Here is a 26,302-nt window from a genome sequence, read left to right as displayed (position 1 = left end):
TCCCCACCAGCGATCGCAGGATCGAGGTCTGTCAGCAGTCTGAGGCCGGACAGGTTTAAGCTGCCCGGCCTTTTTGTTATGAATGAATATCAGGGTGCCTTAGCGGTGAGCTAATTCCACATCATCTTCACTGTTCAGAATGTCTTTATCCGTCTGTTTCATCAACTGGCTGGTTACGGTACCGGCGGTCATGGAGCCACTGACGTTCAGCGCCGTACGACCCATATCAATCAAGGGTTCAACAGAGATTAACAGCGCAACCAGCGTGACTGGGAGTCCCATGGCCGGCAAGACGATCAACGCGGCAAAAGTTGCACCGCCGCCGACACCGGCAACACCCGCAGAACTGACAGTCACAATACCGACCAAGGTGGCAATCCAGACCGGATCCAGAGGGTTGATACCCACGGTCGGTGCTACCATGACGGCCAACATAGCCGGATACAAACCGGCACAACCGTTCTGGCCGATAGTGGCACCAAAAGAGGCAGAGAAACTGGCGATGGACTCAGGAATACCCAGACGACGAGTTTGTGCTTCTACACTCAACGGGATACTTGCTGCACTGGAGCGACTGGTAAACGCAAAAGTCAGTACCGGCATGATTTTTTTAAAGAATTTCAGTGGATTAATGCCAGTCATGGCAATCAGAATACCGTGAACCACAAACATGATAGCCAAGCCGAGGTAAGAAGCGACAACGAAGCTACCCAGCTTGATGATGTCTTGCACGTTAGAACCGGCAACCACTTTGGTCATCAGTGCCAATACGCCGTATGGGGTCAGTTTCATCACCAGACGAACCAGTTTCATTACCCAGGATTGCAGGGTGTCAATAGCTGACAGAACGCGTTTGCCTTTCTCTACATCATCTTTCAACAATTGCAGTGAAGCCATTCCCAGCAGAGTGGCAAAAATAACCACGCTAATAATCGACGTTGGGTTTGCGCCGGTCAGATCGGCAAATGGATTTTTAGGAATAAAGGAAAGAATCAGCTGAGGGACACTCAGATCTGATACTTTAGATAAGTAGGTGCTTTCAATTGCGTTCAGACGAGCCGCTTCCTGAGTACCTTGCACTAGGCCTTCAGCCGTGAGACCGAACAGGTTGGTGACGAATACACCGACTAGCGCCGCAATCAGAGTAGTAAATAGCAGGGTGCCAATAGACAGGAAGCTGATTTTCCCTAAAGAAGACGCGTTATGCAGCTTGGCAACGGCGCTCAGGATTGAGGCGAATACCAGTGGCATGACGATCATTTGCAGTAATTGCACATAGCCGTTGCCGACGACATTAAACCAGGTAATCGATTCTTTCAGTATCGGGTTTTCCGAGCCGTAAACCCATTGAAGGCCAAGCCCAAAGATCACTCCGAGAGCCAGGCCAGCTAATACTTTTTTAGCCAGACTCCATTGTTTATGGCGGGTTTGCGCCAATAGCAATAGCAGTGCGGCAAATATCAGCACATTCATTACAAGCGGTAGGTTCATCCCCAAATCTCCAAAATTTTTATTATGAATGCTATGCCGCATTCTATTTATATAACTGACATGACTACGTCGCGAAGCCGGATATCCTAACAGTTCCTTTGTTAGTACACTTATATCCAAAAAGAATGTTATATAAGATTTTATGCGGATTCGTATGAAGTATAATCATCTGGGTGATGATTTGGGCAATTTAGTGCGCTCATAATTTAAAATTCTTTATTTGCTCCACGTATGATTGAACCGGAAAGAAGCGATCGTTTTGCCAATAGACGGCACAACAAACCAGCAATACACAAACCACGCGTTCTAACTGGTTGCCTTTTTGCGAATTGAGCAGTGGCAGGCGGAACCGCCAGCGACAGGGCCATAGTAAAGGGACACCCGCAGGCGTCAGCATATCAGCCAGCAAATGGCTGAAATAACCGATGATCATCCCATGCAGTACATCCGGTGGAATAAACCAGCCACGTGGCACTTCAAGCTGGAACAATGCAACGCCGCCCAGTATTGCCAGCAGGCTGTGGGTAAAACCGCGGTGACCGAAAATACGTGCAATCGGCGTTGATATCCATTTTAAGCGTTGTCCAAGAATAGAGCGGGGATGGTCGATATCAGGTAGCAGGGACGTCAAAAGAGAGCCCGGTATAATATGCCACCAGTCTCCGTGTGCTAGCTCAGGGGTTAAGCCAGCTTTTTTGGCAAAAATAGCGCAGGCAACAGAGAAAATTAAATGCCCTTCCGCGGTCATACAAACATCCCAACTTATAACTGTTAATTTATCCAGTATATGAGATTTGTTCGGGCGATGATAGTCGTGACGGTGTAACTAAATGTCACATTAAGACAGTTTTTGGTGAGAATGTTGAAATTTCAGACAATCTACGGTGGCCTACGGCTTGCTGGAGGAGTGTAAAGGAAACCTTGGGGAAAGTTGGGCAATATGTAATGGGTTCAAGGATAACCTGATGATCTGGAGTGATGAACGGATGATAGTCTGCGTTTACGTCGATAAACGGTTGATTGGTGCCGTACATAAACGCGTATAAACCAGATAGTCACGATCAGATGGTTGATGTGAACGCCGGCAGTTTTGAGCTGGAGATTGAAGGGAAGAAATGCATACTGAATTCTGGCGAGGGGGACTGGCCGGTCTACCTACTGGCGGAGTCTGCATCTGCAATACCGAATTCCGCCAGTTGTATTTTTGGCGTAGCTATATCCGTCGGTCAGGAAATATGTTCCGCAAGCAATTCTTCCAGAGAATTCAACTGAATGTCTGCCAATGACCACCGAGGATCGTTACGTAATTCGGCGGATGGAATCACGATAGAACGCATCCGTGCAGCTTTGGTAGCTATCATGCCATTGAATGAATCTTCCAGCGTGATGCAGTGCAATGGGTCAACGCCCAAAGCATTAGCGGCGTTCAGATAAACTTCAGGGTGAGGTTTACTGTATGGCAAATATTCCGCAGACATCCGGCAGTCGAAGTAATCGGTTAAACCGAACATCTCCAACACACGGTTTTGCATATTCAGAGGTGAGGCTGAAGCTAGGCCGATTTTCAGCCCCTGATGACGACAGAGCTGGAGAGCATGCTCAACGCCAGGTAGCAGCGGACGCTCTTTTTCTATCAGTTGAATGGCTCTGGCAATAATTTGACGGCAGACTTCTGCTTCATCCGGCTGCGACCAAGGTTGGGTTTTATGCCACAATTTCACTACCTGATCGATACGTAATCCCAGCGTATTGGGTAATAAATCTCTGGAGGTGGTATTCAGACCCAGATGATTAAATATATCCAATTCGGCCTGTAACCAAAGCGGTTCAGAATCAATCAGCAGGCCATCCATATCAAAAATAGCGGCCTGTATCGGGTGCAGGTTTGCCATCAATTGTTACTCCTGTCGGATGGTGATAAGAGGCAGATACTTTATCATCTCGTTAGGGGAGACTTAAAATTTATTGCTGCGAACGGCTACGCAAAATGCGCTGAAATTGGCTTTCTGGCGAACTAATTATCCATAATGCTGATTAATTAATGTCTTTCATTGTCATGTTGTGATGATTTTACGCCTAATGAGCGAGTCTTGGATGATGCATACCAATGATAATTACACTGAAATCGTTGCGCATGCTGTAGAAAGTACGGGTAAACTGTAGGTATTAAATGTGGCACTCATAAGGGGAACTCATGACGTATCAACAGGCTGGGCGCGTTGCAGTGATAAAACGGATCGCCGGCTGGCTCGTCTTTATTCCGGCACTGCTGTCAACGCTGATCTCGGTCATCAATTTTGTCTATCACTACAGTGAAAAGACCGCCGGTGTCAATGCTGTCATACTGGACTTTGTGCATGTTATGACTGATATGATCCGCTTTAACACCGGTTTCCTGAACATTTTCTGGAACCACTCACCGCAGCCAAACCTTGATAACGGGTTGTCTGGCGCGAATATCCTGTTTTTCGTTATCTATATGCTAATTTTTGTCGGGTTATCGCTACAGGCTTCAGGCGCGCGGATGAGTCGGCAGGTTAAATATATTCGCGAAGGAATCGAAGATCAGCTGATTTTAGAACAGGCGAAGGGCAATGAAGGACGAACCAAGAGGCAGTTAGAAGAGAAAATAGTCGTGCCGCGCCACACCATTTTTTTACAATTCTTCACCTTATATATTTTGCCTATTATCATTGCGATAGTGGCCTATTTCGTGATCCGGCTATTGGGATTGATGGCGATTGATTAATTGCCGCTAACAATGTGATTAGCCAACATAACGTATAAAGCCTGTCTCTGTTGATTTGAGGCAGGCTTTTTCATTTTGGCAAATGGCGAGATCTATTATTCAACGTGCAATAATTGCTCAACCGCTTTCTGGGCGTTGACTAAATGCTGCCCGCCGAACAGATTGCTACGGTTCAATAAATAGTAGAGTTGGTACAGCGGCTGCCGCTCAATAAAGTCGGTGGGTAGCGGCCAGATACTTTGATAGCCATCGTATATCTGCGCCGGAAGGTCAGGATAGAGGGGCAACATTGCCAGATCGCACTCTCTGTCACCCCAATAGCAAGCTGGATCAAAAATCACGGGGCCGTTGGTGCTGGTCGCACAGTTAGCGGGCCAAAGATCGCCGTGTAGTAGGGAAGGCTGTGGCTGGTGGTTTTGCAGCTTCTTCTGAACCAATGCGATAATTTTGTCGATATCGCCGAAAATCATACCTTTTTCTGCCGCTAGCTGTAGCTGCCAACCGATGCGCTGTTCGGCAAAAAATTGTGCCCAGCGACGTTGCCAGCCATTGGGTTGTGGCGTAGTCGCGAGGTCATTGTCAAAATCCAGCCCGAATTGAAGCTGTTCACTCCACTGATGCAGGTGAGCCAATTGTTGGCCCAAACAATAAGCGCTATGGGCATCCAATGGTTTCAACGAAAAATATTCCAGTAACAGGAAGCTATTATCACGGTCGCTACCAACGCCGTAAACCTGAGGAGCATGTACCGTTTTGCTGCGGGCAAGCAATGAGAGCTGATCGGCCTCCGCAGTAAAAATTGGCAACATATCCCGAGAATTACATTTGACGAATACATCGGTATCGCCGTAGCCAAGACGCCAGGCTTGATGAATATCACCACCCGGTAGTTCGATACGCTCGCGGATTTCGGCATTGCCGAGCTGTTCGCTTAGTAGACGATTCACTGCTTGCCACATGATTCACCTCCTCAGAGCTGCCAGTTATATCATTAGGTTAGCGTTTTTGTTACGGAAAGAATAGGAGCTGACGCACAAGGACTCGCATTCCGGATAAACACATACCTATTTAACCGGCAGATTGTCAATTATTGAGGTGAAAAACGTGTGCTGTATTGCGCAGCACACGATAAAGACGTGTATAGCATTATTATAGCAGCTTAGTTTTCACCGCAGCGTCATTCGTCGGAATAACTGTGGCAGTCGGTGTGAAAGTACGTTTGATCGGTTTGAAATGGCTATAAATTAGTGTGATAACAAAGAACAATGCCTGAATTATCACGATACAAGGACCCGTTGCGCCATCGATATGGAAGCTGATTAAGGTTCCGAGTACACAGGCGATCACCGATACCAGCGTGGCAATAATAAGCATCCGATCGAAACTGCGGCATAACATAAACGCAATGATGCCTGGAGCAATCAACATGGCGATCACCAGAATGACGCCTACCGCCTGCAATGAGGCCACAATAGTCATTGCTAGCAGACACAGTAAACCGTAGTGCAGCAGTTTAACCGGTAACCCTATGATTCTGGCATGATGAGGATCGAAGCAGTACAGCATAAAGTCTTTTCGCTTCAGCAAGACGACGAGCAAGGTTATCGCTGCGATCCACAGGGTTTGTTCTAATTCGTCCCGAGTGATACCTAACATATTGCCGAATAAAATATGGCTCAGATGTTGATCGGTATCCATGCGTGAAAATAGAACAAGACCAAAAGCAAACATGCCGGAGAACACGATACCCATGACGGTGTCTTCTTTGACCCGGCTGTTTTCTTTTAGATAACCGGTAGCGACCGCACAGAAAATACCGGAGACAAAGGCTCCGATCGCCAGTGGGATGCCCAGCCAGAATGCCAGTACGATACCGGGTAATACCGCATGGGAAATGGCATCGCCCATTAATGACCAACCTTTCAGCACCAAATAGCAGGAAAGTACGGCGCAAACTACGCCAGTGACAATCGCTGCCAGTATTGCTCGTTGCATAAAGGGATAGCTGAACGGTTCACTCAGTAACTCGAACAGGGTATTCATAGGCTGCCTCCCTGCGGTTTTATGCGGCGAGTCTGTTTTTTCCGGCGACGAAAACGAGTGGCTAATAATCCGTGTTTGGGGGCAAACAGGAAAGCCAGCAGGAATACTAGCGTTTGCAGCGTGACAATCACGCCACCGGTCGCGCCATCAAGATAGAAACTCAGATAGGCACCGAATGCGCTGGTAACCGCACCGATAGCGATGGCAATAATCAGCAATCGACCAAATCGATCTGTCAGCAGATAAGCGGTTGCGCCCGGCGTAACCACCATGGCGATGACCAAAATGGCACCCACGGTCTGCAAGGCGGCTACGGTACAGGCGCTAAGCAAAGTAAAGAACAGAATTTTCAGTCGTAGGGGAGAAATCCCGATCGACATGGCATGATTCTCGTCGAAAAACACCGCCAGCAGGTCTTTCCAAATCAAACACAGAATTACGAATGAAACCAGAATGATGATCTCGACCTGCAACACATCTTCATCCGCAATGCCCAGAATATTGCCGAATATAATCGACTGGACGTTAACCGAGGTGGGATTGAGAGAGACAATCAGCAGCCCGACGGCAAAGAAGGTTGAGAAGATAAAACCGATAATGGCATCTTCTCGCAGGCGAGTGATATGTCGTACTAGTGTCATGGCTAATGCCGCCAGCATACCAGTAAAAAAGGCACCGGCAGCGTACGGAAAACCCAGCGCGTAGGCACCGGCAACGCCGGGCACGACCGAGTGGGAAAGGGCATCACCCATTAACGACCAGCCTTTCAACATCAGGTAGGCTGAGAGGAAGGCGCAGACAGCCCCAACAATGGCACTGACCCAAATGGCTTTCACCATGTAGTTGTAATTAAAGGGTTGCAGTAAAATTTCTAGCATCAGGGATTATTCTCCTTTTGCTTACGTTGCGCCGGTGGATCGTCTTTGGTATGGCCGTAAAACACCGCAGGGCGTTCATCATCGGTAATCACCGTGACGGTACGAGGATCGTTATCATCGTGCAGATCGGTACCGGAAAGGTTGATATGACGTAAAACGCCACCAAATGTCATCTCGAGATTTTTTTGGGTAAAAGTCGTTTCGGTTGGCCCCGCCGCCAGAACGGTCTGATTAATCAGAATCACATGGTCACAAAACTCGGGAACGCTTCCCAGGTTATGAGTGGAAACCAGAATCAGATGGCCCTCATCACGCAGCGATCGCAACAAGTCGATAATGGCATTTTCGGTCTTCACATCCACGCCGGTAAAGGGTTCATCCAACAGTAATACCGAACCTTGCTGCGCCAGTGCTCGGGCCAGAAACACGCGTTTTTTCTGCCCGCCAGACAACTCGCCAATCTGGCGTGAGCGCAACGCTGTCAGGCCAACGCGCTCAATGGCCTTATTCACGATATCGTGGTCGTGGCGGGAAGGAATCCGCATAAAATTCATTTTGCCATAGCGACCCATCATGACCACGTCTTCCACCAGTACCGGAAAATTCCAGTCAACTTCTTCGGTTTGTGGCACGTAGGCGATGGTATTTTGTTTTAACGCCTGTATCACGGGCTTGCTGTTGAGCTGGACGCTACCTTCTGTCGGTTTAACCAGCCCCATGATGCTTTTGAACAGGGTGGACTTGCCGCTGCCGTTAACGCCAACCAGAGCACAGATAGTTCCGCCATTGAGAGTAAAGCTGGCGTTGTAGATAGCGGTGTGCCCGTTGTTATAAGTAACGGATACATCATCAACAATCAGTTCAGGGCGGATAAAATCGGTGTTGCTCATTGACTAAATCCTTTCGCAATTGTGTTTACAGTGGTGTTAAGCAAATCGATATAAGTGGGTACCGGACCTTTGGCATTCGATAACGAATCAACATACAGTACACCGCCGTACTGTGAACGGGTTTCTTTACTGACCTGTTTAGCCGGTTTATCCGAAATAGTACTTTCGCTGAATACCACTGGAATGTTGTTGGCGCGAACAGTATCGATCACCCGACGAACCTGTTGTGGGGAACCCTGTTCTTCAGCGTTGATCGGCCACAGATAAACCTCTTTGAAACCGTAATCTTTTGCCAGATAGCTGAACGCGCCTTCGCTAGTCACCAGCCAACGCTGACCCGCAGGAATTTTGTTCAACCGTGTGCGCAGGGTGGCGTCTAATTCTTTGATTTTATTTGTATAATTCTCAGCATTACGGTTGTAGGTTTCGGCGTGGGCGGGATCGTGTTCAACCAATGCCTCACGGATATTTTTAATATAGATCAGTGCATTCGCAGGCGACATCCAAGCGTGCGGATTAGGAATGCCGCGATAAGGGCCTTCACGGATCGGTAACGGTGTAATACCGTCGGTGACAACCACCGAAGGAACGTCTTTCACATTCTCGAAGAAGCGCTCAAACCAGCGCTCCAGATTCATACCGTTCCACAATACCAGATCGGCTGACTGGGCTTTTACAATGTCTTTTGGCGTGGGTTGATAATCGTGAATTTCCGCACCGGGTTTCGTAATCGATTCGACAATGGCGGCATCGCCAGCAATATTTTGCGCAATATCCTGAATAATAGTGAAAGTTGTGATCACTTTGAATTTTTTATCGACCGCATTATTTGCTGCGGATGCGCTGAGGCTAATAAATGAGAGAAATGCCCATAGTGTAATCAGGATAAAATGATGTAAAACAGTATTTCCGGCAAGGGTGAATGCAGGGGGAGAGAGTTTTTTATACTGATATAACATGGCGATGCTCCCTTTTTTTAAGTGAAAATGATTATCAATATCATTTGGGTTGAAGTCAAGTATCACCATACAATAAAGCCAACTTTACTGATAGTTACGTTATATAACCTGCTAATTATGCCGTTAGTCGGCAAAATGTGGCAAAAATTTATTTTGTGTTGATGGCAAGTTGTATATGCTACAAAACGGCCTACCAGAGTGGGGAATACTGTGAATCCAAAACTAGGTTGCCTAATGGCAATATTATTGTTGGCTGGGTGTGCTAAACAGACCCCACCGCCACAGACGAAGAATAGTTGGTTAAAGCCACCGCAGCAGGGAGGATTTAACCAACGTTCCAGAAGCGATAGCGGAACCGTTGCTTATAGTGATTACATTAAAGATGCAGCCAGTCACTATGGTGTTGATGAAACCTTGATCAAAGCCATTATTCAGGTTGAATCGGGCTACAACCCCAATGTTGTCAGCACCTCGAATGCCGTGGGGTTGATGCAGATTAAAGCGTCTACCGCTGGGCGGGATGCCTATCGTATGAAAGGACGAGGAGGGCAACCCAGCTCACGTGAGTTGAAAGATCCCGCGGTGAATATCGATATTGGTACTGCCTATATCAATATTCTGCAAAATCAGCAGTTGGTGGGAATTAACGATCCACAGACATTACGTTACGCGACTATCGTTTCTTATGCCAACGGTGCGGGTGCAATGTTGAGAACCTTCTCCTCCGATAAAAAACTTGCACTGAACCAAATTAATAGTCTTAGCCCAGATGAGTTTTACCAGCATATTCAGAGTAAACATCCGGCTCCTCAGGCTCCCCGCTATTTATGGAAGGTCGATACCGCTTATCGGGCGATGACCGAATAACGGTTTTGAATCGCTAACCGATGCATCTTGCAGGCAGTATTTCATCGGTTAGCGTTTATTTTTATCTAGTGTTACCTTTTATCCTATCTAGGGTAATGATCATTTTCAAATCGGCTCGTTATATAGAGCTCTCCCGATGAGTGTCTAACCGGCGGGATGGTAGGTTGAAGCAATTTCCAGTATGCCATTAATAATAAATTGCACACCCATACATACCAATAAAAATCCCATTAAGCGGGAAATCGCTTCAATACCACTTTTCCCAACCCAGCGCATAATCGCCCCAGAACTGAGCAGACATCCCCAAAGAATCAGTGATACCGTTAAAAAGGTCAGTACGGGAGCCACAGTCAAAATCCAGGGGGCGAAACCAGTGTGATCTTCCATGGTCGCGGCGGAGCTGATTATCATTGCGATGGTACCCGGCCCAGCAGTGCTTGGCATAGCCAGAGGAACGAAAGCGATATTGATGGATTTGCGTTTTTTTAAATCCTGAGACTTCTCCTCGAGCTGGGTTTCTTCAGCAGATTGTTGTGGAAAAAGCATGCGGAAACCGATAAAGGCCACAATTAAACCACCTGCAATACGTAAACCGGGTATAGAGATACCGAAGGTACTCATGACTATTTGGCCAGCATAGAACGCAATCGTCATAATAAAGAAGACGTAAATAGCCGCCATTCTCGATTGATGATTACGCTCTTCTTCAGTCATGTTACCGGATAATCCCAGCAACAAAGCCACAGTAGTCAGCGGATTGGCCAGCGGGAGCAATAGCACGAGTCCCAAACTAATGGCTTTAAATAGCTCGAAAATACTTAACATCAGTCAAACTCCACAAATTATCTGTTTCTATGGAACCAGACAGGGGATTAACGTGCTATATCTGCCTGATTATCAGCGCAAATAATCGTATAAAAGGTCTATCTTGCATTGATACAGTCAATGAGTAAAGGCACAAAAATAAATGAAAGGACAAACATTTAACTAATTGGTTATGTGATCACGATCAAATTCCGATTATTGGAAAGTTGGTTCACAATGAAAGATCCCGAATAATCAAAAAGTGGCGTTAATTTCGAGAAAGGATAGAGCCGTGTGCATTTGTGATATCAGTGTTGAAGATGAATATGTTCGCCAACCGCTTTCGGCTTCTGTCGCTTGGGTGTTGGATCACCAGGCTGCCCGCGCGCAGGGTCGTTTACGTTTTCTGAAGCCTAAAAGAGAAGCACGCCCACGCTGGCGCCTGGCTCCATTAAAAGATGCTTACGAAATTCGCTTCTATCCGAAACGTTTGCCCGAATTGTGGTTCTTCAGCGCGGAAAGTGCGTCGCGTAAGCGTCTGTAATGATGCTTGGTAAATAATCAGTCATCGGCAATGAAGTGAGTGTCAGGCGGTATGAATAGCCCCAAGCCGCCGCTGATGGTGCTTATCAGCGAGAGTGACAAATTAATAATGACTTTTTTCTATGTAAGTGATTTTTTATTTGAATGAGGCTGAAGTAACTCATCCAATATTCGTATTCTTTCATCAATGGGGATATAAAAAAACTTCCCGACTATACCTAGGCGCGCACAGATTTTTTGACTTTCATTCTGTGTGCGTGAAAAATACTCCTTGATGATTGTCAGATCGTCTTCAATGCTGCTCATAATGAGTCCCTCAAGTATTTTCATGTGAATAAAGCATAGAAAATAAAATGATGAATAAAAACTGATAAGATTTTATTTTTTGTTCCCCATTTATCAACTCATTGTTTTTAATGTTATTTTGTTTTTTTAAAAAATGTCACTCTATTTTGATAGTGATACTTACAAATTTAATGATAAATAATTTTATTAATTAATAATTGAAATTATACAAATAAGAGTAGGCTTAGGGAGCATGGTGTTTTTAATAAACGGTTATTGGATTTAATATAAAATCAGCATATTTTATTATATAAATAACAGATAAATTTAACGTGCTGCATGATCTTTCTGGTACGGGAATCTAAAGCGATACGATGGCTGGGTATATAAGAAACTGAAAGAAACCAGGGCAGTGTTCGGTTGGAGAAAGAAGGTTACTGATTTATAGATGAAAACGCCTCGGCTGCATAAACAGTCGAGGCGGCGTTCCAGTAACCATTGCTACACGGAAACGGAAACCCATTATGTGCATATCACCCAAAAAAAGCAATACTTAGCGTATGTTAGCGCTGTATGGACATCGTGCAAGAAGAGAGCGATCACAGATTTTCGCCTAGTTTCACCTTGGCACGGTTACTCTGGTGTTTAACGATTAAAAGAGTGACCAGTAATGGGTTTTTTCATACCAGCCTTTTCGGTACATACATGCATCAATTAATGCAAATCGTGCCGAAGCATTACGATCTTTATGTACTGTTTTAAATTCCGGTTCTTTATCATAGCGATAGCCTTTATCACAGCCACCTTTGCCTTTTTCACACACTCGGTATTTATTCTGATATGAGAACTCAACATCCGTCACTATATCGGGGCGATGTACTTCATAACCACGGGCATTACATTCAGAGAGGTCTCTTTTTCGTTCCAAGGGTGTCGCGCCATTTTTTTCCCATTGGGTGCAGCCAGAAAGACTCAGAGCCAAGAAAAAAAAACAAGGGATTAACTCTTTTCATCACTATATCCATGTGGTTATTGAATAGATCAATACGCGAAAAATCCGCTAGAAAGGGCTGTTCACGAGCAGGGGGCAGAGGGTAATAAACAAGTAACCATTCATGCAAGTAATATTAATTCTCGTTTAGCATACGTTGATTTTCTGATTATAAACTCAGCGAATAAGCCAATGTATAGGGTGAAAATAAGATCCGGTCTTTCTAAACTCAGCCCAAATTGGCATCATGACGGCAACATTGACTTGGCAGGATAAAAAATGAAGCAGTTTCCTTTTGACCAGCGTTATGAAATCGAGAATGCAAACGGTGAGCACGCATATTACATAGAAGGTGACACGTATATTCGCTCGCAAGAAGGCACGCCCGTTTATCGTATTGATAGCTATGAAGTTTATCGCCATGACGGCATGGGTGAATTGGTGGGATTTCTGGAAGGTGAACGTATCACTGGCCTTGATGGTGAGGACTTACTGGTTATTGTGACGGCATAGCATTGCCAATATTTGAGGTGTTTTTCCGGTGGATATCCACCGGAGCGATACTGGCATTCTCCCGCAGTGTTGGCATACGGAATAAGGGAGGCAATATTATGCTATTGGAAAAGAAAAATCTTCAGAAGCAAGAGGTTAGATTGGTAAACAGAACATACACGCAGTGGAAGGTAGGGCACTTCCACTGACATGCTGGAACGCTGAAACAAATAAATAACCAATGGGGGAATGCCATTGGGTCAAATTGAGTTAACTCATGGCATAAGGCTGTGCAGCGGTAAGAACTAGGTTATTTTTCGGCACAGGAATTTATCTTTGATCACACCATCAAAAAAACGACCTTTAGACACTACGGATATAAAATCATGATAAATACGAGCTGGAACATTAACATACTGATAAATATCATTGCCGCAGAACTGTATTTCCAGTACATGGGTTTCAGGATCATACCCAATTGAATGAATTCTTGAAGATGAAACGGGCTGTCGCTGCAAGAAATAGTCCTCCTAAGTGAGGGAAACGAAGTCCCCGAAAAACATTACGTGTGTTAAAACAGCAGTTCTGGCTACATCATACTCGCTGAAATGATTTTAGTCCGAAATTGATTGGTTTGCTTAATATAACTGTTTGTATTACAAGGTTTTGTATTGGTTTTTTATATTATTTTTAAGGGTTAACTGCCAAAACCTGCGTTCAAGCACCACTCACAGAATGATGTTTTGGCGTGCAAATAGACTCGCTAGCGCGCGATCTGCTATCGATTATTATTAATGTAATGCATTAATTTTATACAGATATTATGGCGAAGCACATCCGGGTAATAGCGAGTTTTTTATACTGGAATACCGATGATGAGAGATGAGACGCTGAATTTTTTCGCCATCACTGTATTTGGACGCTCTTGACGAAGAATTCTTGGTTTAGCATCATTTGACAGAAATAATCTGATAACCGAAATAATCTGATAACTAGCCAGCATCTGCGGCTCCGCGGTTGAATGCCCGCGTGGGACGATGGCTGAATAGTGTCATGAGAGTGACTATGACTCTTTTTCATTCAATGACTTGAGTTCTTTACTCAAGGATATGGACAGGACGATACGAATCAAGACAATGGAGGCAAGGATTACCAGTTCTTTGTAATCGGGTTCAATAATGGTTTTCAAAATATCGGCTGGAATTAATATTTCCAGGGCCAATAGCAGATATCCACCCAAATCCAGTCTGATACGCTGAATACTGGACTCACCATGGTTTAGCTCATTCTTGACAAAGGCGAATAAACATTTCACTACGCCATAAATCAATACCAATACGCTGACAATGTTCAATCCACTGGCCGCGAACATGATGAAAGAATGAATGTTCATTAGCTAAATGATTTCCTGAATATTAGATCTTTTTATATCTTAGCATCATGGTGATAAATGCATAGATAATATCAATCATTAGGGCGTGTTGAGTATGAAGATGAATGGTTAGTCATATTTTAATCTTCGTTGATGTTCAATATGGCAACAAATGGGTATTGAAAGCAGGGATGTGCAGTAGACACTGGTAATAAGGTAATAAAGATTGGTCGGAGAGCCGGAAAAAACAATTCGTTGTCGGTCGTTATCCTCATTTTTCACCAAGCTGCGATCCAGCGCTGAAATTCTGTCAACAATGAAAGGTTAGGGCGGGGAGTTGTTTATCATTATATCCAGTGGTGATAATATGTTTTTACGTTGGTGACACGGCAAAAGTCACACCATGATATGTATACCAAGTTGTGTACCAATTTAACAAGTGTGGGTTAGATTGTGAATGCAGCTTCCTGAATTCAAACAATAATTACGTCTTGCATGTGATCTGTCGTGTGGGTCACCACTGTAGATAAGGAATTAGAATGCCCGTTATTACCCTTCCTGACGGCAGCCAACGTCATTTTGACCGTGCTGTTTCTGTACTTGATGTTGCTCTGGATATTGGCCCTGGTTTAGCCAAAGCCTGTATCGCTGGCCGTGTTAACGGTGAGTTGATGGATGCAACCGATCTGATCGAATCTGATGCGCAACTGGCAATTATCACCGCCAAAGACGCCGAAGGGCTGGAGATTCTCCGCCACTCCTGCGCGCATTTATTGGGGCACGCTATCAAGCAGCTCTGGCCAAACACCAAAATGGCAATCGGTCCGACTATCGACAACGGTTTCTATTATGACGTTGATCTGGAACAGACCCTGACGCAGGAAGATCTGGATCTGCTGGAAAAGCGGATGCATGAACTCGCTGACAAAGATTACGATGTGATCAAGAAGAAAGTAAGCTGGCAAGAAGCCCGTGATACTTTCGCTGCCCGTGGCGAAGAATATAAAGTGGCAATTCTCGATGAGAATATCAGCCGCGACGATCGTCCAGGTTTGTATCACCACGAAGAATATGTCGATATGTGCCGTGGTCCGCACGTACCGAACATGCGCTTCTGTCACCATTTTAAATTGCAAAAAACTTCCGGTGCCTACTGGCGCGGCGACAGCAAAAATAAAATGTTGCAGCGTATCTATGGCACAGCGTGGGCGGATAAAAAGCAACTCAATGCCTATCTACAACGTCTGGAAGAAGCAGGCAAACGCGATCACCGCAAAATCGGCAAGCAGCTTGATCTCTATCATATGCAGGAAGAAGCACCTGGCATGGTGTTCTGGCATAACGATGGCTGGACTATCTTCCGTGAGCTGGAAACCTTTGTGCGCTCCAAACTGAAAGAGTACCAGTATCAGGAAGTGAAAGGGCCATTCATGATGGACCGCGTGCTGTGGGAAAAAACCGGTCACTGGGAAAACTATGCCGAGCATATGTTTACTACGTCCTCGGAAAACCGCGAGTACTGCATCAAGCCGATGAACTGCCCAGGGCACGTACAGATCTTTAATCAAGGTCTGAAATCCTACCGCGACCTACCGCTGCGTATGGCCGAGTTTGGGAGCTGCCATCGTAACGAGCCGTCAGGTGCATTGCATGGTTTGATGCGTGTGCGCGGCTTTACGCAGGATGATGCGCACGTATTCTGTACTGAAGAGCAGGTTCGTGATGAAGTCAATAGCTGCATCAAGATGGTGTATGACATGTACAGCACCTTCGGCTTTGAAAAAATCGTGGTTAAGCTGTCTACTCGTCCGGAAAAACGCATTGGTAGCGATGAACTGTGGACCCGTGCTGAAGACGATTTGGCTGCCGCACTGACTGAAAACGGTATTCCGTTTGATTATCAGCCGGGTGAAGGTGCCTTCTACGGACCAAAAATTGAGTTTACCCTGCATGATTGTTTGGATCGTGCGTGGCAGTGTGGTACCGTACAGCTCGATTTCTCATTACCGGGTCGCTTAAGCGCGTCTTACATCGGCGAAAACAACGATCGTCAGGTTCCGGTAATGATTCACCGGGCAATCTTAGGGTCAATGGAGCGCTTCATCGGTATTTTGACCGAAGAATATGCAGGCTTCTTCCCTACCTGGATTGCTCCGGTACAAGTTGTAGTGATGAATATCACTGATAGCCAAGCTGAATATGTCCAGGAAGTAACCAAAAAACTGCAAGATGCAGGAATTAGGGTGAAAGCGGACTTGAGAAACGAGAAGATTGGCTTTAAAATTCGAGAACATACGTTGCGTCGAGTTCCGTACATGTTGGTCTGTGGCGATAAAGAGATCGAAACTGGCAAAGTTGCCGTTCGTACTCGCCGCGGGAAAGACTTGGGAAGCTTAGATGTCAACGTGGTCGTAGACAAGCTGCTAACAGAGATTCGCAGCCGTAGTCTTCATCAACTGGAGGAATAAAGTATTAAAGGCGGAAAACGAGTTCAACCGGCGCGTCCTAATCGCATCAACAAAGAGATTCGCGCCACCGAAGTTCGCTTAACAGGCGTTGATGGCGAACAGATTGGTATTGTCAGTCTGAATGAAGCTCTTGAAAAAGCCGAGGAAGCCGGTGTTGATTTAGTAGAAATCAGTCCGAATGCCGAGCCGCCGGTTTGTCGTATCATGGATTACGGCAAATTCCTCTACGAGAAGAGCAAATCGACTAAAGAACAGAAGAAAAAGCAAAAAGTTATTCAGGTCAAGGAAATCAAATTCCGTCCTGGTACCGATGATGGCGACTATCAGGTCAAACTACGCAACCTGATTCGCTTTCTGGAAGATGGCGATAAAGCCAAAATCACCCTGCGGTTCCGTGGGCGTGAAATGGCGCACCAGCAGATCGGTATGGAAGTGCTTAACCGCGTCCGTAAAGACCTGTGTGAAGATTCTGATCTGGCCGTTGTGGAGTCCTTCCCGACTCGTATCGAAGGTCGTCAGATGATCATGGTGCTCGCACCTAAGAAGAGACAGTAAGGCATACAAGTAACGGGTTTCACGTTGCATTTACGTAAAATGAAACCTGTTCGCCTAGCTAGCTCGTTGTAATTAACAATGCGAAGTGGATATATTCAATGCCAAAGATTAAGACAGTACGCGGCGCCGCTAAGCGCTTCAAAAAGACCGCCAACGGTGGTTTTAAGCGTAAGCATGCTAACCTGCGTCATATTTTGACCAAAAAAGCTACTAAGCGTAAACGTCATTTACGTCCTAAAGGCCTGGTATCTAAGAACGATCTGGGTCTGGTCGTGGCATGTCTGCCGTACGCATAAGTATTTTTGGTTTGAATTAAGACGATAGGAGAAGTACATGGCTCGCGTAAAACGTGGTGTGGTAGCACGTGCACGTCACAAGAAGATTTTAAAGCAGGCGAAAGGTTACTACGGTGCCCGTTCGCGCGTTTATCGTGTTGCATTCCAGGCAGTGATCAAGGCAGGCCAATATGCCTACCGTGACCGCCGTCAACGGAAGCGTCAATTCCGTCAACTGTGGATTGCACGTATTAACGCAGCTGCTCGTCAGAGCGGTTTGTCTTACAGCCGTTTCATCAATGGTCTGAAAAAGGCTTCTGTTGAAATCGATCGTAAGATCCTGGCTGACATCGCAGTATTCGACAAAGTAGCATTTGCTGCTCTGGTCGAAAAAGCGAAAGCAGCGCTGGCGTAAGTCAGAATGAAAGAGGGAGCTTGTCTCCCTCTTTTAATCTTTGCCTGATTGCAGTAGCAGAACTATCATTTAATCGACTCTCGGTTTTGTAAGGTCAACTAATGATGCAACCCGTTATTTTTCGTTTCTTTTTTTACTTTAGCACCTGATTTGAGGAGGCTTGCGCGTAAGAAAAGAAACGAAAAGTAGCGCCTAAGCCTCCCGCAGTGGAGGCTTTTTTGTTTTTAAACGTCAACACTCGTTTTGAAGCCGCTGAACAGAGGTTTTCAATCCCGATATGGCACAGTACAGTAGGCGTTAGAAAAACAAGATCTTGTTGTTCAAGAACGTGTTAGTGATTGCCGAGTCAAGCTTGGTCGCCAGCGTACCTTGATCAGCCAGAGTGACGACAAATTTATCCAGCGGTTTAAATAGCAGTTTAAATAACGATAAGTTTAATAACTACAAGCGGGCCATACCGGCCAGAGGAAGAGGAAAATAATGCCACATCTTGCAGAGCTGGTTGCCAAAGCGAAAGCAGCCGTAGAAGAGGCCCAGGATATTGCCGCGTTGGATTTGGTACGCGTCGAATATTTAGGCAAAAAAGGCCATTTAACCCTCCAAATGACGTCTCTACGTGAGCTGCCAGCAGAAGAGCGTCCGGCAGCCGGTGCCGTGATTAATCAGGCAAAACAAGAGGTTCAAGAAGCACTTAACGCCCGTAAGGACTTGCTGGAATCAGCAGTGCTGAATGCGCGTTTGGCTCAGGAGACAATTGATGTGTCTCTGCCAGGGCGTCGGATGGAAAACGGTGGCCTGCATCCGGTTACCCGTACCATTGATCGCATTGAGACTTTCTTCGGTGAGTTGGGTTTCTCTGTGGAATCCGGCCCGGAAATTGAAGACGACTATCATAATTTTGATGCGCTGAATATTCCTGCGCACCATCCGGCTCGTGCTGACCACGATACGTTCTGGTTTGATGCAACCCGTTTGTTACGCACTCAGACGTCAGGCGTGCAGATCCGCACCATGCAGGAACAACAGCCACCAATTCGTATTATTGTGCCTGGCCGCGTATATCGTAATGACTATGATCAGACACATACACCGATGTTCCATCAGATGGAAGGCTTGATTGTCGATCGCGATATCAGCTTTAGCAATCTGAAAGGGACATTGCACGATTTCCTGCAAAACTTCTTTGAGGAAGATCTGCAAATCCGTTTCCGTCCTTCTTATTTCCCATTTACCGAGCCTTCCGCTGAAGTGGATGTTATGGGTAAAAACGGCAAGTGGCTGGAAGTATTGGGCTGTGGCATGGTTCATCCTAACGTATTGCGCAATGTTGGTATCGATCCAGAGATCTACTCCGGCTTTGCATTTGGTATGGGTATGGAGCGTTTAACCATGCTGCGTTATGGCGTAACCGACTTGCGTGCATTCTTCGAAAACGATCTGCGTTTCCTCAAACAGTTTAAGTAAGGCAGGAATATCTCATGAAATTCAGTGAACTTTGGTTACGCGAATGGGTTAATCCAGCCATTAGCAGTGACGAATTAGCTCATCAAATCACTATGGCCGGCTTAGAGGTTGACGGCGTTGAAGCTGTTGCCGGTGAATTTAACGGTGTCGTGGTGGGTGAAGTGGTTGAGTGTGGTCAGCATCCCAACGCCGATAAATTGCGTGTGACTAAAGTCAACGTTGGCGGTGAGCGTCTGCTTGACATCGTTTGTGGTGCGCCGAACTGTCGTCAGGGGCTGAAAGTGGCCGTGGCAACGGTGGGTGCCGTATTGCCGGGTGATTTCAAGATTAAAGCCGCTAAACTGCGCGGCGAGCCATCGGAGGGGATGCTGTGCTCATTCTCTGAGTTGGGCATTTCTGACGATCACGACGGTATTATCGAATTGCCGCTGGATGCACCTATCGGTACAGACCTGCGCGACTATCTGCAATTCAACGATAAAACCATCGAAATCAGCGTGACACCCAATCGCGCTGACTGTCTGGGTATTATCGGTGTGGCTCGCGATGTAGCAGTAGTGAATCAGTTGGTTCTGACCGAGCCGGATATCAGCCCGGTTGCGGCAACCATCAATGATACCTTCCCTATTCGTGTTGACGCAGCGCAGGCTTGCCCACGTTATTTAGGTCGTATTGTCAAAGGGATCAACGTCAAGGCAGCGACACCGCTGTGGATGCGGGAAAAACTGCGTCGCTGTGGGATTCGTTCCATCGATCCTGTGGTTGATGTCACCAACTACGTCTTGTTAGAACTTGGGCAGCCGATGCATGCTTTCGATGTTGATCGCATCGACGGTGAAATCATTGTTCGCATGGCTGCTGAAGCGGAAGAACTCACGCTGCTGGACGGCACTAAAGCCAAATTGAGCGCCGATACGCTGGTGATTGCCGATAAACAGAAAGCTCTGGCTATGGCCGGTATTTTTGGTGGTGAACATTCTGGCGTTAATGAAGAAACACAGAACGTATTGTTGGAGTGTGCATTCTTCAATCCGTTGTCCATTACTGGACGCGCTCGTCGTCAGGGTCTGCATACCGATGCTTCACATCGTTATGAGCGTGGTGTTGATCCGGCATTGCAACATAAAGCGATTGAACGCGCGACGCGCTTACTGCTTGATATTTGTGGTGGTGAGGCCGGGCCGGTTATTGATGTGACTTCTGCCGCAGATTTACCAAAGCGTGCCACGATGACACTGCGTCGTGAAAAATTGGATCGTTTGATTGGGCACCATGTACCAGCTGAACAAGTCAGTGACATTTTACGCCGCCTGGGTTGTCAGGTGACAGAGCAGGGTGATAATTGGTTGGCCGTTGCGCCGAGTTGGCGCTTTGATATGGAAATCGAAGAAGATTTGGTGGAAGAAGTTGCCCGGATCTACGGTTACAATAATATTCCCGATGTGCCAGTAAAAGCTGATTTGGTGATGACTAAACATCGCGAAGCCGACCTGTCACTGAAGCGAGTGAAGACTTTACTGGTCGATCGTGGCTATCAGGAAGCAATTACTTACAGTTTTGTTGACCCTAAAATTCAGGCGTTGCTGCACCCGGATCAGGATCCACTGGTATTACCAAGCCCAATCTCGGTGGATATGTCTGCTATGCGCTTGTCTTTGCTGACGGGCTTGCTAACCGCAGTGGTTTATAACCAGAATCGCCAGCAGTCGCGTCTGCGTTTATTCGAAAGTGGTCTACGTTTTGTTCCTGATAGTAAAGCAGAACTGGGTATTCGACAGGATGTCATGCTAGCTGGCGTTATTGCTGGCCATCGTTATGAAGAGCATTGGGATCTGGCGCGTCAGCCGGTTGACTTCTATGATTTGAAAGGTGATTTGGAAGCCATTCTGGAACTGACGGGTAAATTATCTGACGTTCAATTCCGCGCAGAATCGCATTCTGCATTACATCCGGGACAAAGTGCTGCAATTTATTTAGCCGGTGAACACATTGGTTTCATTGGTGTAGTTCATCCTGAGCTTGAGCGTAAACTGGATCTCAATGGTCGTACTGTGGTGTTCGAACTCCAGTGGAACAAGGTCGCAGACCGCGCAGTGCCTCAGGCGAGCGAGATTTCTCGCTTCCCGGCAAACCGTCGAGATATCGCTGTTGTGGTGGCTGAAAATGTCCCAGCAGAAGATATTTTGGCAGAGTGTAAGAAAGTTGGCGCAAATCAGGTAGTTGGCGTAAACTTGTTTGATGTGTACCGTGGAAAGGGTGTAATCGAGGGTTATAAGAGCCTCGCTATCAGCCTGGTGTTGCAGGATACCGCCCGTACACTGGAAGAAGAGGAGATCGCCGCTACCGTTGCAAAATGTGTAGAGGCTCTAAAACAGCGATTCCAAGCATCCTTGAGGGATTGAACCTATGGCGCTTACTAAAGCTGAAATGTCAGAACATCTGTTTGAAAAGCTTGGGCTTAGCAAACGGGATGCCAAGGACCTGGTAGAGTTATTCTTTGAAGAGGTACGTCGTGCTTTGGAGAATGGCGAACAGGTCAAACTGTCTGGCTTTGGCAATTTTGATCTGAGAGACAAGAACCAACGTCCGGGCCGTAATCCGAAGACCGGTGAGGACATTCCTATTACGGCGCGCCGTGTGGTGACTTTCCGTCCTGGGCAGAAGCTAAAAAGCCGGGTAGAGAATGCCACTCCTAAAGAGTGAGTAATCCGACAAAAAAAAAGGCCGCGCAAGCGGCCTTTTCCTTGTCTGTAACTTGTTGAAATGCATTGATTTTATTTTAATAGTGTCCACATGCTGACCGCGGGTCGGGCTATCCTTCCTAATGTTTGCTTCTGCCTTAGCTTGAGGCGGGATCTCAAAAAACAATAGAGTTGATTTGAAATGGAATTTTCAGGATTAAGTAAAGGGATTAAGTTTTTTGCAACTATCTACAATCAGTTACGTGAAGATAGCGCGAAGATATTTGCACACTTATTTATCATCGGATGTGGCTTTCCTGCTATCGCTTACTTATGGGGCGGTGAAGAGCGAGCCTTGACCATTTTTGGTTCTATGGTAGGTAATGATGAAATCTATAAATATTCCGTAGCAGGAATTTATGTCATTTCTCTGTCCCTAAAGTGGGTATTCGTTTTTAAGAGATGGGATCTTAATGGATTTATTTATAAAACCTTAGATGAGCTTTCAAGTGTATTTCTATGTGTGATGCTCATAATCAGTGGGTTTCTTCTTTTTGCATCTATGGTATTGAATGTCGATTATCCATTTTTATGGGCTGTACTCTTTATCACAGTTTTTTGTCTGTATACAGGATTAGCCTATTTTTCAAACTTTACAGTGGATGAGTTTGAACGAGTGGGGAAAGAAAGAGCCGACAAAAAAGCCCGCACGCGGCAGGCTGATTGAAAGCGGGGAGGGTATCAAAAACCCAGATCAAATTGGTCGTCACCCAAGTGCCCCGGCAGAAACAGATCGCGGGGTAGGGTTGCGGTGTTATTACGGCTGGGGCGGGACAGGATTTTATCGACTGATTGCAGCGTGGTGAAGGTACAACTGCAAAGCAGGTTTTGGCATTGGTGATAATTTTCTTTTGTATTATTAGTTATCATTCTGCTGGTGCGGGTGACGGCACCACATTGTGGGCATGACATCATGATAATAATTCTCCAACCGTTGTTGCTTGACGAAAGTATAACCTATTCAATGGCTAAATAGCCTTAATCCGATTAGCTTCCTTCCTCCGCCATTTCCCAATTCCCGATTTTTACCTCAAAACTCAAATCCGTCGTAAAGCCGTTATCGCCGATAGTGTGAGTCACCTAGGTAATCACACTATCGGCCTGATCAATTTCAGCCTTAAAGCCTTGTATGTTGGCGTGCAGCTCCGGAAACAAATCGGCACGGCCACGCGCCAGTGTCATGGTGAATTCAGCTGCGCCGCGTTGCAGTTTGGACCACCGCGCGGCAGCGGCGCGACGTGCTGCCCGTTCTGTCTTGAACGTTTCGCGCATCACAAAAACATTCCCCTCTACACCTTCCAGATACCCACCCTCTTTACGGGTTGATGCCGGTTCCTTCGCTTTTTTGGCGGGTGTTACGGTTTTCCTTCGGCGGCGACGTTTGACGGTGGTTTTTTTGGGTTTGCCAAAATTCAGATCCAGCCAGTAGGCGGTTACGCCAGTGTAGGCGTCCCGGTCAGCCACCCGAAAGCTGTGTTTGTCACCGCTGGCGCGGGTGATGGTGATAGCCGGTAACAGCTTGCCGCTTTGGGATACCGCGCGCCCCGGATGCATAAATAGCAACATGCCGTTCTTGATGGTGGTAATTGCGCCCAGCTTTTCCGCCATGCGGGTTAAAAAGCTGATATCTGACTCGCTGGTCTGGTCGGCGTGGTCAATCTCTATCTTGCCTAAATCCTCACTGACTCCGGCTTTCAGGTTGTAGCGCGAAGCAATACTGGCGACCAGTTTTCCGACCGTAATATCGTGCCAGCTGTACGATGGGTGTGGATCGTTACACCATTTGACGAAAAATTCCCGTCACTGTGGGTGATATCACCGTGCATGCTTCCGCCTTCAGTGACGGAAAGTGTGGCTGTTTTCAGGTGGTGGCTGCATTCCACAAGCGGTGTATCCAGTGTGATTTTGACCGAGGCGGTACAGGTGATTTCTGGCGCGGTGGCATGGATGGATTCGCTCGCATCAAGAGTGGCCGTTTTAATGCCGATGGCCTTCAGTGTGCCAGTGTCAGCATTATATTCAGTCACCGCGCCATCGGAGTGGGTGGTGTGCTGGGTATTGGTGGTGTTCATCGGTGCGGGAGCGCTTTTTTGATACAGGGCAGCAATGATCACCCCGGCGGACAACTCGCCGCCAGCAGCCAGAATAATGACCTGTTCCCCTTTGGACGGCGACCACCATGTGCGGGCATTTCCGGCGCGGCGAACAGACCACGGCAACCAATCGGTCAGCAATTCACCGCAGCGCACGCGGGCTTTGGGCGGATCAAGGGTTAAATCCACCTGTTCCACGATACCGAAACGGATCAGGTTCATGAGTAGGCGATAGATTTCGGCGTTGGTCATGGCGGTCAATACTCGTTATTCAGCGTAACGGTATTGTTTACGCGCGCGGGCAGGGGTGCAACGCGCGGCAGTTGTAGGGGAGCTGTGACAATATTTAGGTGTGTGACCGGTGAGTACGGGGACTAGCTAACGCAGCGGGAAAATAGCTCAATCATTCGTTGGTGGCGGCAATGGTAGCCGTCAATATTGGCCTGAATCCATTCATCAGGATTTACGCCAGCAAAGGATATTTTAAAGCCACAGTTAATAACAATATGTTCGAACAGCAGCCGCTGTGCCCGGCCATTGCCTTCACGGAAAGGGTGAATAACATTCAAGTCGGAGTAATACTCAGCCAGTTTTACAATCAGTGAGTCATAGGGTAGGCCAACAAGATAATTTTCTTGTGCCAATTGGCTAAACATTCGGTCTGATTCAGGTTTGATACGATTGATATGACAGAAACGGGTCGTTCCTTTGGCGATATCAATGGTGCGAAGTTCCCCAGCCCAGTGATAAATATCACCAAATAAGGCTTAGTGGAGTGAACGCCAGTAAAGTAAATCATAGGGCGGAGGACTAAACTCAATATCCATAATCGCCAGCTCGGAGAAATCTTGTTCCATTTCAACAAACTGGCTGTCATCAGTAATGTCAAATTTATTAATTAATACCTGGCTGTTCGGATAAGTATAAGGATCTGGCCCATCGCCATATTTATCGCTTATCACAGAGAACCTTGTTGGGTTTTAGCCGCGTATTTATTCATCAGGCTTTGTTTCAACCGATCTCTTTCATGTTTTGAGGCGGGCAGAACGTGATTACTGCTGTTCAGACCTTCCAAACGCATACTTTCCCGGTAGTTATCTAATTTTACACGGTCAAAGTATTGTTTTTTCTCAGCCAGACTGGTCATTACATTAGCCATTACGATCCCCAGTAGTGCATATAGACATGCAGATAAAACAAATATACGCGATCCAGCGGAGTTTTTCATCCCAGCGTAATGTTAGCCGCGGGCGATGAAGTCAAACACCTGACTGAGCACGTTATCGCTATCTTTGGATGTGATGCCGAGCAATTGACGGGCGGGGTAATCCGCTTTTACATAGGGGTTTACCTGATCGGTGCCGCCGTATTGGTGTACCTGGGCAATTTTAGCCGCAACGCCGGTATAACCAACACCGGCGGAATCGGGCATGGCTTGAAGGCGCAGAAAGGTGGCATTACGTAAGCGGCGAAACATCGGCTGCTTTTTACTGGTGCGTTTGGTGGTGGCCTGGGTTTCAACCGATAAAAACCGGTCAATATCAACACGGTTAAAGGTGCGGATAGCATTACGGTCATTATCCCAACCGGTGATCTGACACTTATTGCCTGACCAGTTTTTCAGGTCGCGCACCGTGCCTTGGTAAATAAATCGCAGGCGTTTTTGCACGGTTTTCACGTTGTCTTTACGTTTGGTATACGGGGTGCCGTCCGCGTTTAATTGTTGGCGAATCCGTTGTTGCTGACCACGGCGCAAGGTGATGGCGATATCGCGGCTCAGTTTGTGCCGTGCGCCCGATTTCCCGCGATTCATCAGGCGTTGTAAATACTGTTCCAGTTCCTGAAATTCGTTATCCATAGTGCCTCTTTCCGTCTGTGGCCAACACAGTCATTTTTGGCTGTGCGCGATATCAGCCCGCCCAAGGGG

At 46.6% G+C, this 26,302-nt stretch carries 29 protein-coding genes, 2 pseudogenes and 1 other annotated feature; of the genes and pseudogenes, 13 read left to right on the top strand and 18 right to left on the bottom strand.

Features of this window, described 5'->3' with window-relative positions; genetic code table 11:
• Positions 1-99: 99 nt before the first annotated feature.
• The 3 genes from DJ39_RS12315 to hxpB form a co-directional block, all read right to left on the bottom strand.
• Positions 100-1,491: an L-cystine transporter gene (locus tag DJ39_RS12315; protein ID WP_038242718.1), complete on the bottom strand. Its 1,392-nt coding sequence runs from the start codon at positions 1,489-1,491 to the stop codon at positions 100-102.
• A gap of 199 nt (positions 1,492-1,690) precedes the next feature.
• Positions 1,691-2,239, bottom strand: a complete 549-nt coding sequence (locus tag DJ39_RS12310) for a metal-dependent hydrolase (protein WP_004717777.1) — start codon at positions 2,237-2,239, stop codon at positions 1,691-1,693.
• 478 nt (positions 2,240-2,717) lie between these two features.
• The gene (hxpB, locus tag DJ39_RS12305; RefSeq protein ID WP_004717775.1) at positions 2,718-3,383 is read right to left on the bottom strand and encodes a hexitol phosphatase HxpB; all 666 of its coding nucleotides are present in this window, start codon (positions 3,381-3,383) and stop codon (positions 2,718-2,720) included.
• A gap of 302 nt (positions 3,384-3,685) precedes the next feature.
• Between hxpB and DJ39_RS12300 the strand changes: the two genes are divergently transcribed.
• A complete protein-coding gene (locus DJ39_RS12300; protein ID WP_004717774.1) occupies positions 3,686-4,240 on the top strand; it encodes a YniB family protein in 555 nt (184 codons plus the stop codon).
• Between the two features lie 95 nt (positions 4,241-4,335).
• Here DJ39_RS12300 and DJ39_RS12295 read toward each other — a convergent pair whose 3' ends face one another.
• From DJ39_RS12295 to DJ39_RS12275, 5 genes are all read right to left on the bottom strand, one after another.
• A complete protein-coding gene (locus DJ39_RS12295; RefSeq protein ID WP_004717772.1) occupies positions 4,336-5,199 on the bottom strand; it encodes a fructosamine kinase family protein in 864 nt (287 codons plus the stop codon).
• A gap of 190 nt (positions 5,200-5,389) precedes the next feature.
• Complete coding sequence (locus tag DJ39_RS12290; protein WP_038242715.1) at positions 5,390-6,283, bottom strand: metal ABC transporter permease; 894 nt, start codon at positions 6,281-6,283, stop codon at positions 5,390-5,392.
• Complete coding sequence (gene yfeC / locus DJ39_RS12285; protein ID WP_004717767.1) at positions 6,280-7,161, bottom strand: iron/manganese ABC transporter permease subunit YfeC; 882 nt, start codon at positions 7,159-7,161, stop codon at positions 6,280-6,282. Before yfeC ends, DJ39_RS12290 begins: the two co-directional genes overlap by 4 nt.
• On the bottom strand, positions 7,161-8,051 hold the full coding sequence (gene yfeB / locus DJ39_RS12280; protein ID WP_038242713.1) for an iron/manganese ABC transporter ATP-binding protein YfeB: 891 nt from the start codon (positions 8,049-8,051) through the stop codon (positions 7,161-7,163). The genes yfeC and yfeB overlap by 1 nt, the downstream gene beginning before the upstream one ends.
• On the bottom strand, positions 8,048-8,938 hold the full coding sequence (locus DJ39_RS12275) for a metal ABC transporter substrate-binding protein (RefSeq protein WP_276560697.1): 891 nt from the start codon (positions 8,936-8,938) through the stop codon (positions 8,048-8,050). The genes yfeB and DJ39_RS12275 overlap by 4 nt, the downstream gene beginning before the upstream one ends.
• Before the next feature lie 282 nt (positions 8,939-9,220).
• Between DJ39_RS12275 and DJ39_RS12270 the strand changes: the two genes are divergently transcribed.
• A complete protein-coding gene (locus tag DJ39_RS12270; protein ID WP_038242711.1) occupies positions 9,221-9,877 on the top strand; it encodes a transglycosylase SLT domain-containing protein in 657 nt (218 codons plus the stop codon).
• A 144-nt stretch (positions 9,878-10,021) separates the two neighbouring features.
• On the opposite strand, the gene DJ39_RS12265 is transcribed toward DJ39_RS12270, so the two are convergent.
• The gene (locus DJ39_RS12265; RefSeq protein ID WP_004717760.1) at positions 10,022-10,702 is read right to left on the bottom strand and encodes a MarC family NAAT transporter; all 681 of its coding nucleotides are present in this window, start codon (positions 10,700-10,702) and stop codon (positions 10,022-10,024) included.
• 271 nt (positions 10,703-10,973) lie between these two features.
• On the opposite strand from DJ39_RS12265, the gene DJ39_RS12260 reads away from it, so the two are divergent.
• A complete protein-coding gene (locus DJ39_RS12260; RefSeq protein WP_004717757.1) occupies positions 10,974-11,225 on the top strand; it encodes a hypothetical protein in 252 nt (83 codons plus the stop codon).
• A gap of 936 nt (positions 11,226-12,161) precedes the next feature.
• On the opposite strand, the gene DJ39_RS17985 is transcribed toward DJ39_RS12260, so the two are convergent.
• A complete protein-coding gene (locus DJ39_RS17985) occupies positions 12,162-12,437 on the bottom strand; it encodes a hypothetical protein (protein WP_080765750.1) in 276 nt (91 codons plus the stop codon).
• A gap of 342 nt (positions 12,438-12,779) precedes the next feature.
• Here DJ39_RS17985 and DJ39_RS12245 point away from each other — a divergent pair, with 342 nt between their 5' ends.
• A complete protein-coding gene (locus DJ39_RS12245) occupies positions 12,780-13,013 on the top strand; it encodes a hypothetical protein (RefSeq protein ID WP_004717751.1) in 234 nt (77 codons plus the stop codon).
• A gap of 284 nt (positions 13,014-13,297) precedes the next feature.
• Here DJ39_RS12245 and DJ39_RS12240 read toward each other — a convergent pair whose 3' ends face one another.
• Positions 13,298-13,510, bottom strand: coding sequence for a KTSC domain-containing protein (locus tag DJ39_RS12240; protein ID WP_004717749.1), 213 nt, complete (start codon positions 13,508-13,510; stop codon positions 13,298-13,300).
• A 545-nt stretch (positions 13,511-14,055) separates the two neighbouring features.
• Positions 14,056-14,385 (bottom strand): DUF1622 domain-containing protein, encoded by a 330-nt coding sequence (locus tag DJ39_RS12235; protein WP_038242705.1) that lies wholly within the window; start codon positions 14,383-14,385, stop codon positions 14,056-14,058.
• 518 nt (positions 14,386-14,903) lie between these two features.
• Between DJ39_RS12235 and thrS the strand changes: the two genes are divergently transcribed.
• The 9 genes from thrS to DJ39_RS12195 all read left to right on the top strand — a co-directional run bounded on the left by thrS (position 14,904) and on the right by DJ39_RS12195 (position 22,949).
• Positions 14,904-16,832, top strand: coding sequence for a threonine--tRNA ligase (gene thrS / locus DJ39_RS12230; RefSeq protein ID WP_004717744.1), 1,929 nt, complete (start codon positions 14,904-14,906; stop codon positions 16,830-16,832).
• Positions 16,833-16,835: 3 nt separating this feature from the next.
• The gene (gene infC / locus DJ39_RS17540) at positions 16,836-17,387 is read left to right on the top strand and encodes a translation initiation factor IF-3 (protein ID WP_002227898.1); all 552 of its coding nucleotides are present in this window, start codon (positions 16,836-16,838) and stop codon (positions 17,385-17,387) included.
• 98 nt (positions 17,388-17,485) lie between these two features.
• Positions 17,486-17,683 carry a 50S ribosomal protein L35 gene (gene rpmI, locus DJ39_RS12220; protein ID WP_002211834.1) on the top strand — a complete coding sequence of 66 codons (198 nt, stop codon included), beginning with the start codon at positions 17,486-17,488 and terminating at the stop codon, positions 17,681-17,683.
• 37 nt (positions 17,684-17,720) lie between these two features.
• Complete coding sequence (rplT, locus tag DJ39_RS12215) at positions 17,721-18,077, top strand: 50S ribosomal protein L20 (RefSeq protein ID WP_004717737.1); 357 nt, start codon at positions 17,721-17,723, stop codon at positions 18,075-18,077.
• Between the two features lie 100 nt (positions 18,078-18,177).
• Positions 18,178-18,300, top strand: a sequence feature (Phe leader region).
• Positions 18,179-18,226: a pheST operon leader peptide PheM gene (pheM, locus tag DJ39_RS18465; protein WP_155115558.1), complete on the top strand. Its 48-nt coding sequence runs from the start codon at positions 18,179-18,181 to the stop codon at positions 18,224-18,226. It overlaps the preceding feature by 48 nt.
• A 257-nt stretch (positions 18,301-18,557) precedes the next feature.
• Complete coding sequence (gene pheS, locus DJ39_RS12210; RefSeq protein ID WP_004717736.1) at positions 18,558-19,541, top strand: phenylalanine--tRNA ligase subunit alpha; 984 nt, start codon at positions 18,558-18,560, stop codon at positions 19,539-19,541.
• Positions 19,542-19,555: 14 nt separating this feature from the next.
• Entirely contained in the window at positions 19,556-21,943 is a 2,388-nt protein-coding gene (pheT, locus tag DJ39_RS12205) for a phenylalanine--tRNA ligase subunit beta (RefSeq protein WP_004717734.1), read from the top strand.
• Between the two features lie 4 nt (positions 21,944-21,947).
• Entirely contained in the window at positions 21,948-22,244 is a 297-nt protein-coding gene (ihfA, locus tag DJ39_RS12200; RefSeq protein ID WP_004717732.1) for an integration host factor subunit alpha, read from the top strand.
• A 180-nt stretch (positions 22,245-22,424) separates the two neighbouring features.
• Entirely contained in the window at positions 22,425-22,949 is a 525-nt protein-coding gene (locus DJ39_RS12195; protein ID WP_004717729.1) for a hypothetical protein, read from the top strand.
• A 14-nt stretch (positions 22,950-22,963) separates the two neighbouring features.
• Here the strand turns inward: DJ39_RS12195 and DJ39_RS12190 are convergent, their stop codons facing one another.
• The 6 genes and pseudogenes from DJ39_RS12190 to DJ39_RS12165 form a co-directional block, all read right to left on the bottom strand.
• Complete coding sequence (locus tag DJ39_RS12190) at positions 22,964-23,197, bottom strand: ogr/Delta-like zinc finger family protein (protein ID WP_004717727.1); 234 nt, start codon at positions 23,195-23,197, stop codon at positions 22,964-22,966.
• A gap of 72 nt (positions 23,198-23,269) precedes the next feature.
• A pseudogene (locus DJ39_RS12185) lies at positions 23,270-24,040 on the bottom strand (contractile injection system protein, VgrG/Pvc8 family); the annotation flags it as partial.
• The gene (locus tag DJ39_RS12180) at positions 23,977-24,627 is read right to left on the bottom strand and encodes a phage baseplate assembly protein V (protein WP_038242697.1); all 651 of its coding nucleotides are present in this window, start codon (positions 24,625-24,627) and stop codon (positions 23,977-23,979) included. The pseudogene DJ39_RS12185 and the gene DJ39_RS12180, both read right to left, overlap by 64 nt.
• Positions 24,628-24,749: 122 nt before the next feature.
• A pseudogene (locus tag DJ39_RS12175) lies at positions 24,750-25,337 on the bottom strand (Fic/DOC family protein).
• Positions 25,334-25,534, bottom strand: coding sequence for a YhfG family protein (locus DJ39_RS12170; RefSeq protein ID WP_230596566.1), 201 nt, complete (start codon positions 25,532-25,534; stop codon positions 25,334-25,336). Before DJ39_RS12170 ends, DJ39_RS12175 begins: the two are co-directional and overlap by 4 nt.
• Before the next feature lie 81 nt (positions 25,535-25,615).
• On the bottom strand, positions 25,616-26,233 hold the full coding sequence (locus tag DJ39_RS12165; RefSeq protein ID WP_004717717.1) for a phage virion morphogenesis protein: 618 nt from the start codon (positions 26,231-26,233) through the stop codon (positions 25,616-25,618).
• Positions 26,234-26,302 lie beyond the last annotated feature (69 nt).

The organism is Yersinia ruckeri ATCC 29473, from assembly GCF_000754815.1.
GTDB lineage: Bacteria > Pseudomonadota > Gammaproteobacteria > Enterobacterales > Enterobacteriaceae > Yersinia > Yersinia ruckeri.
This window is presented reverse-complemented; position numbering and strand designations above follow the sequence as displayed.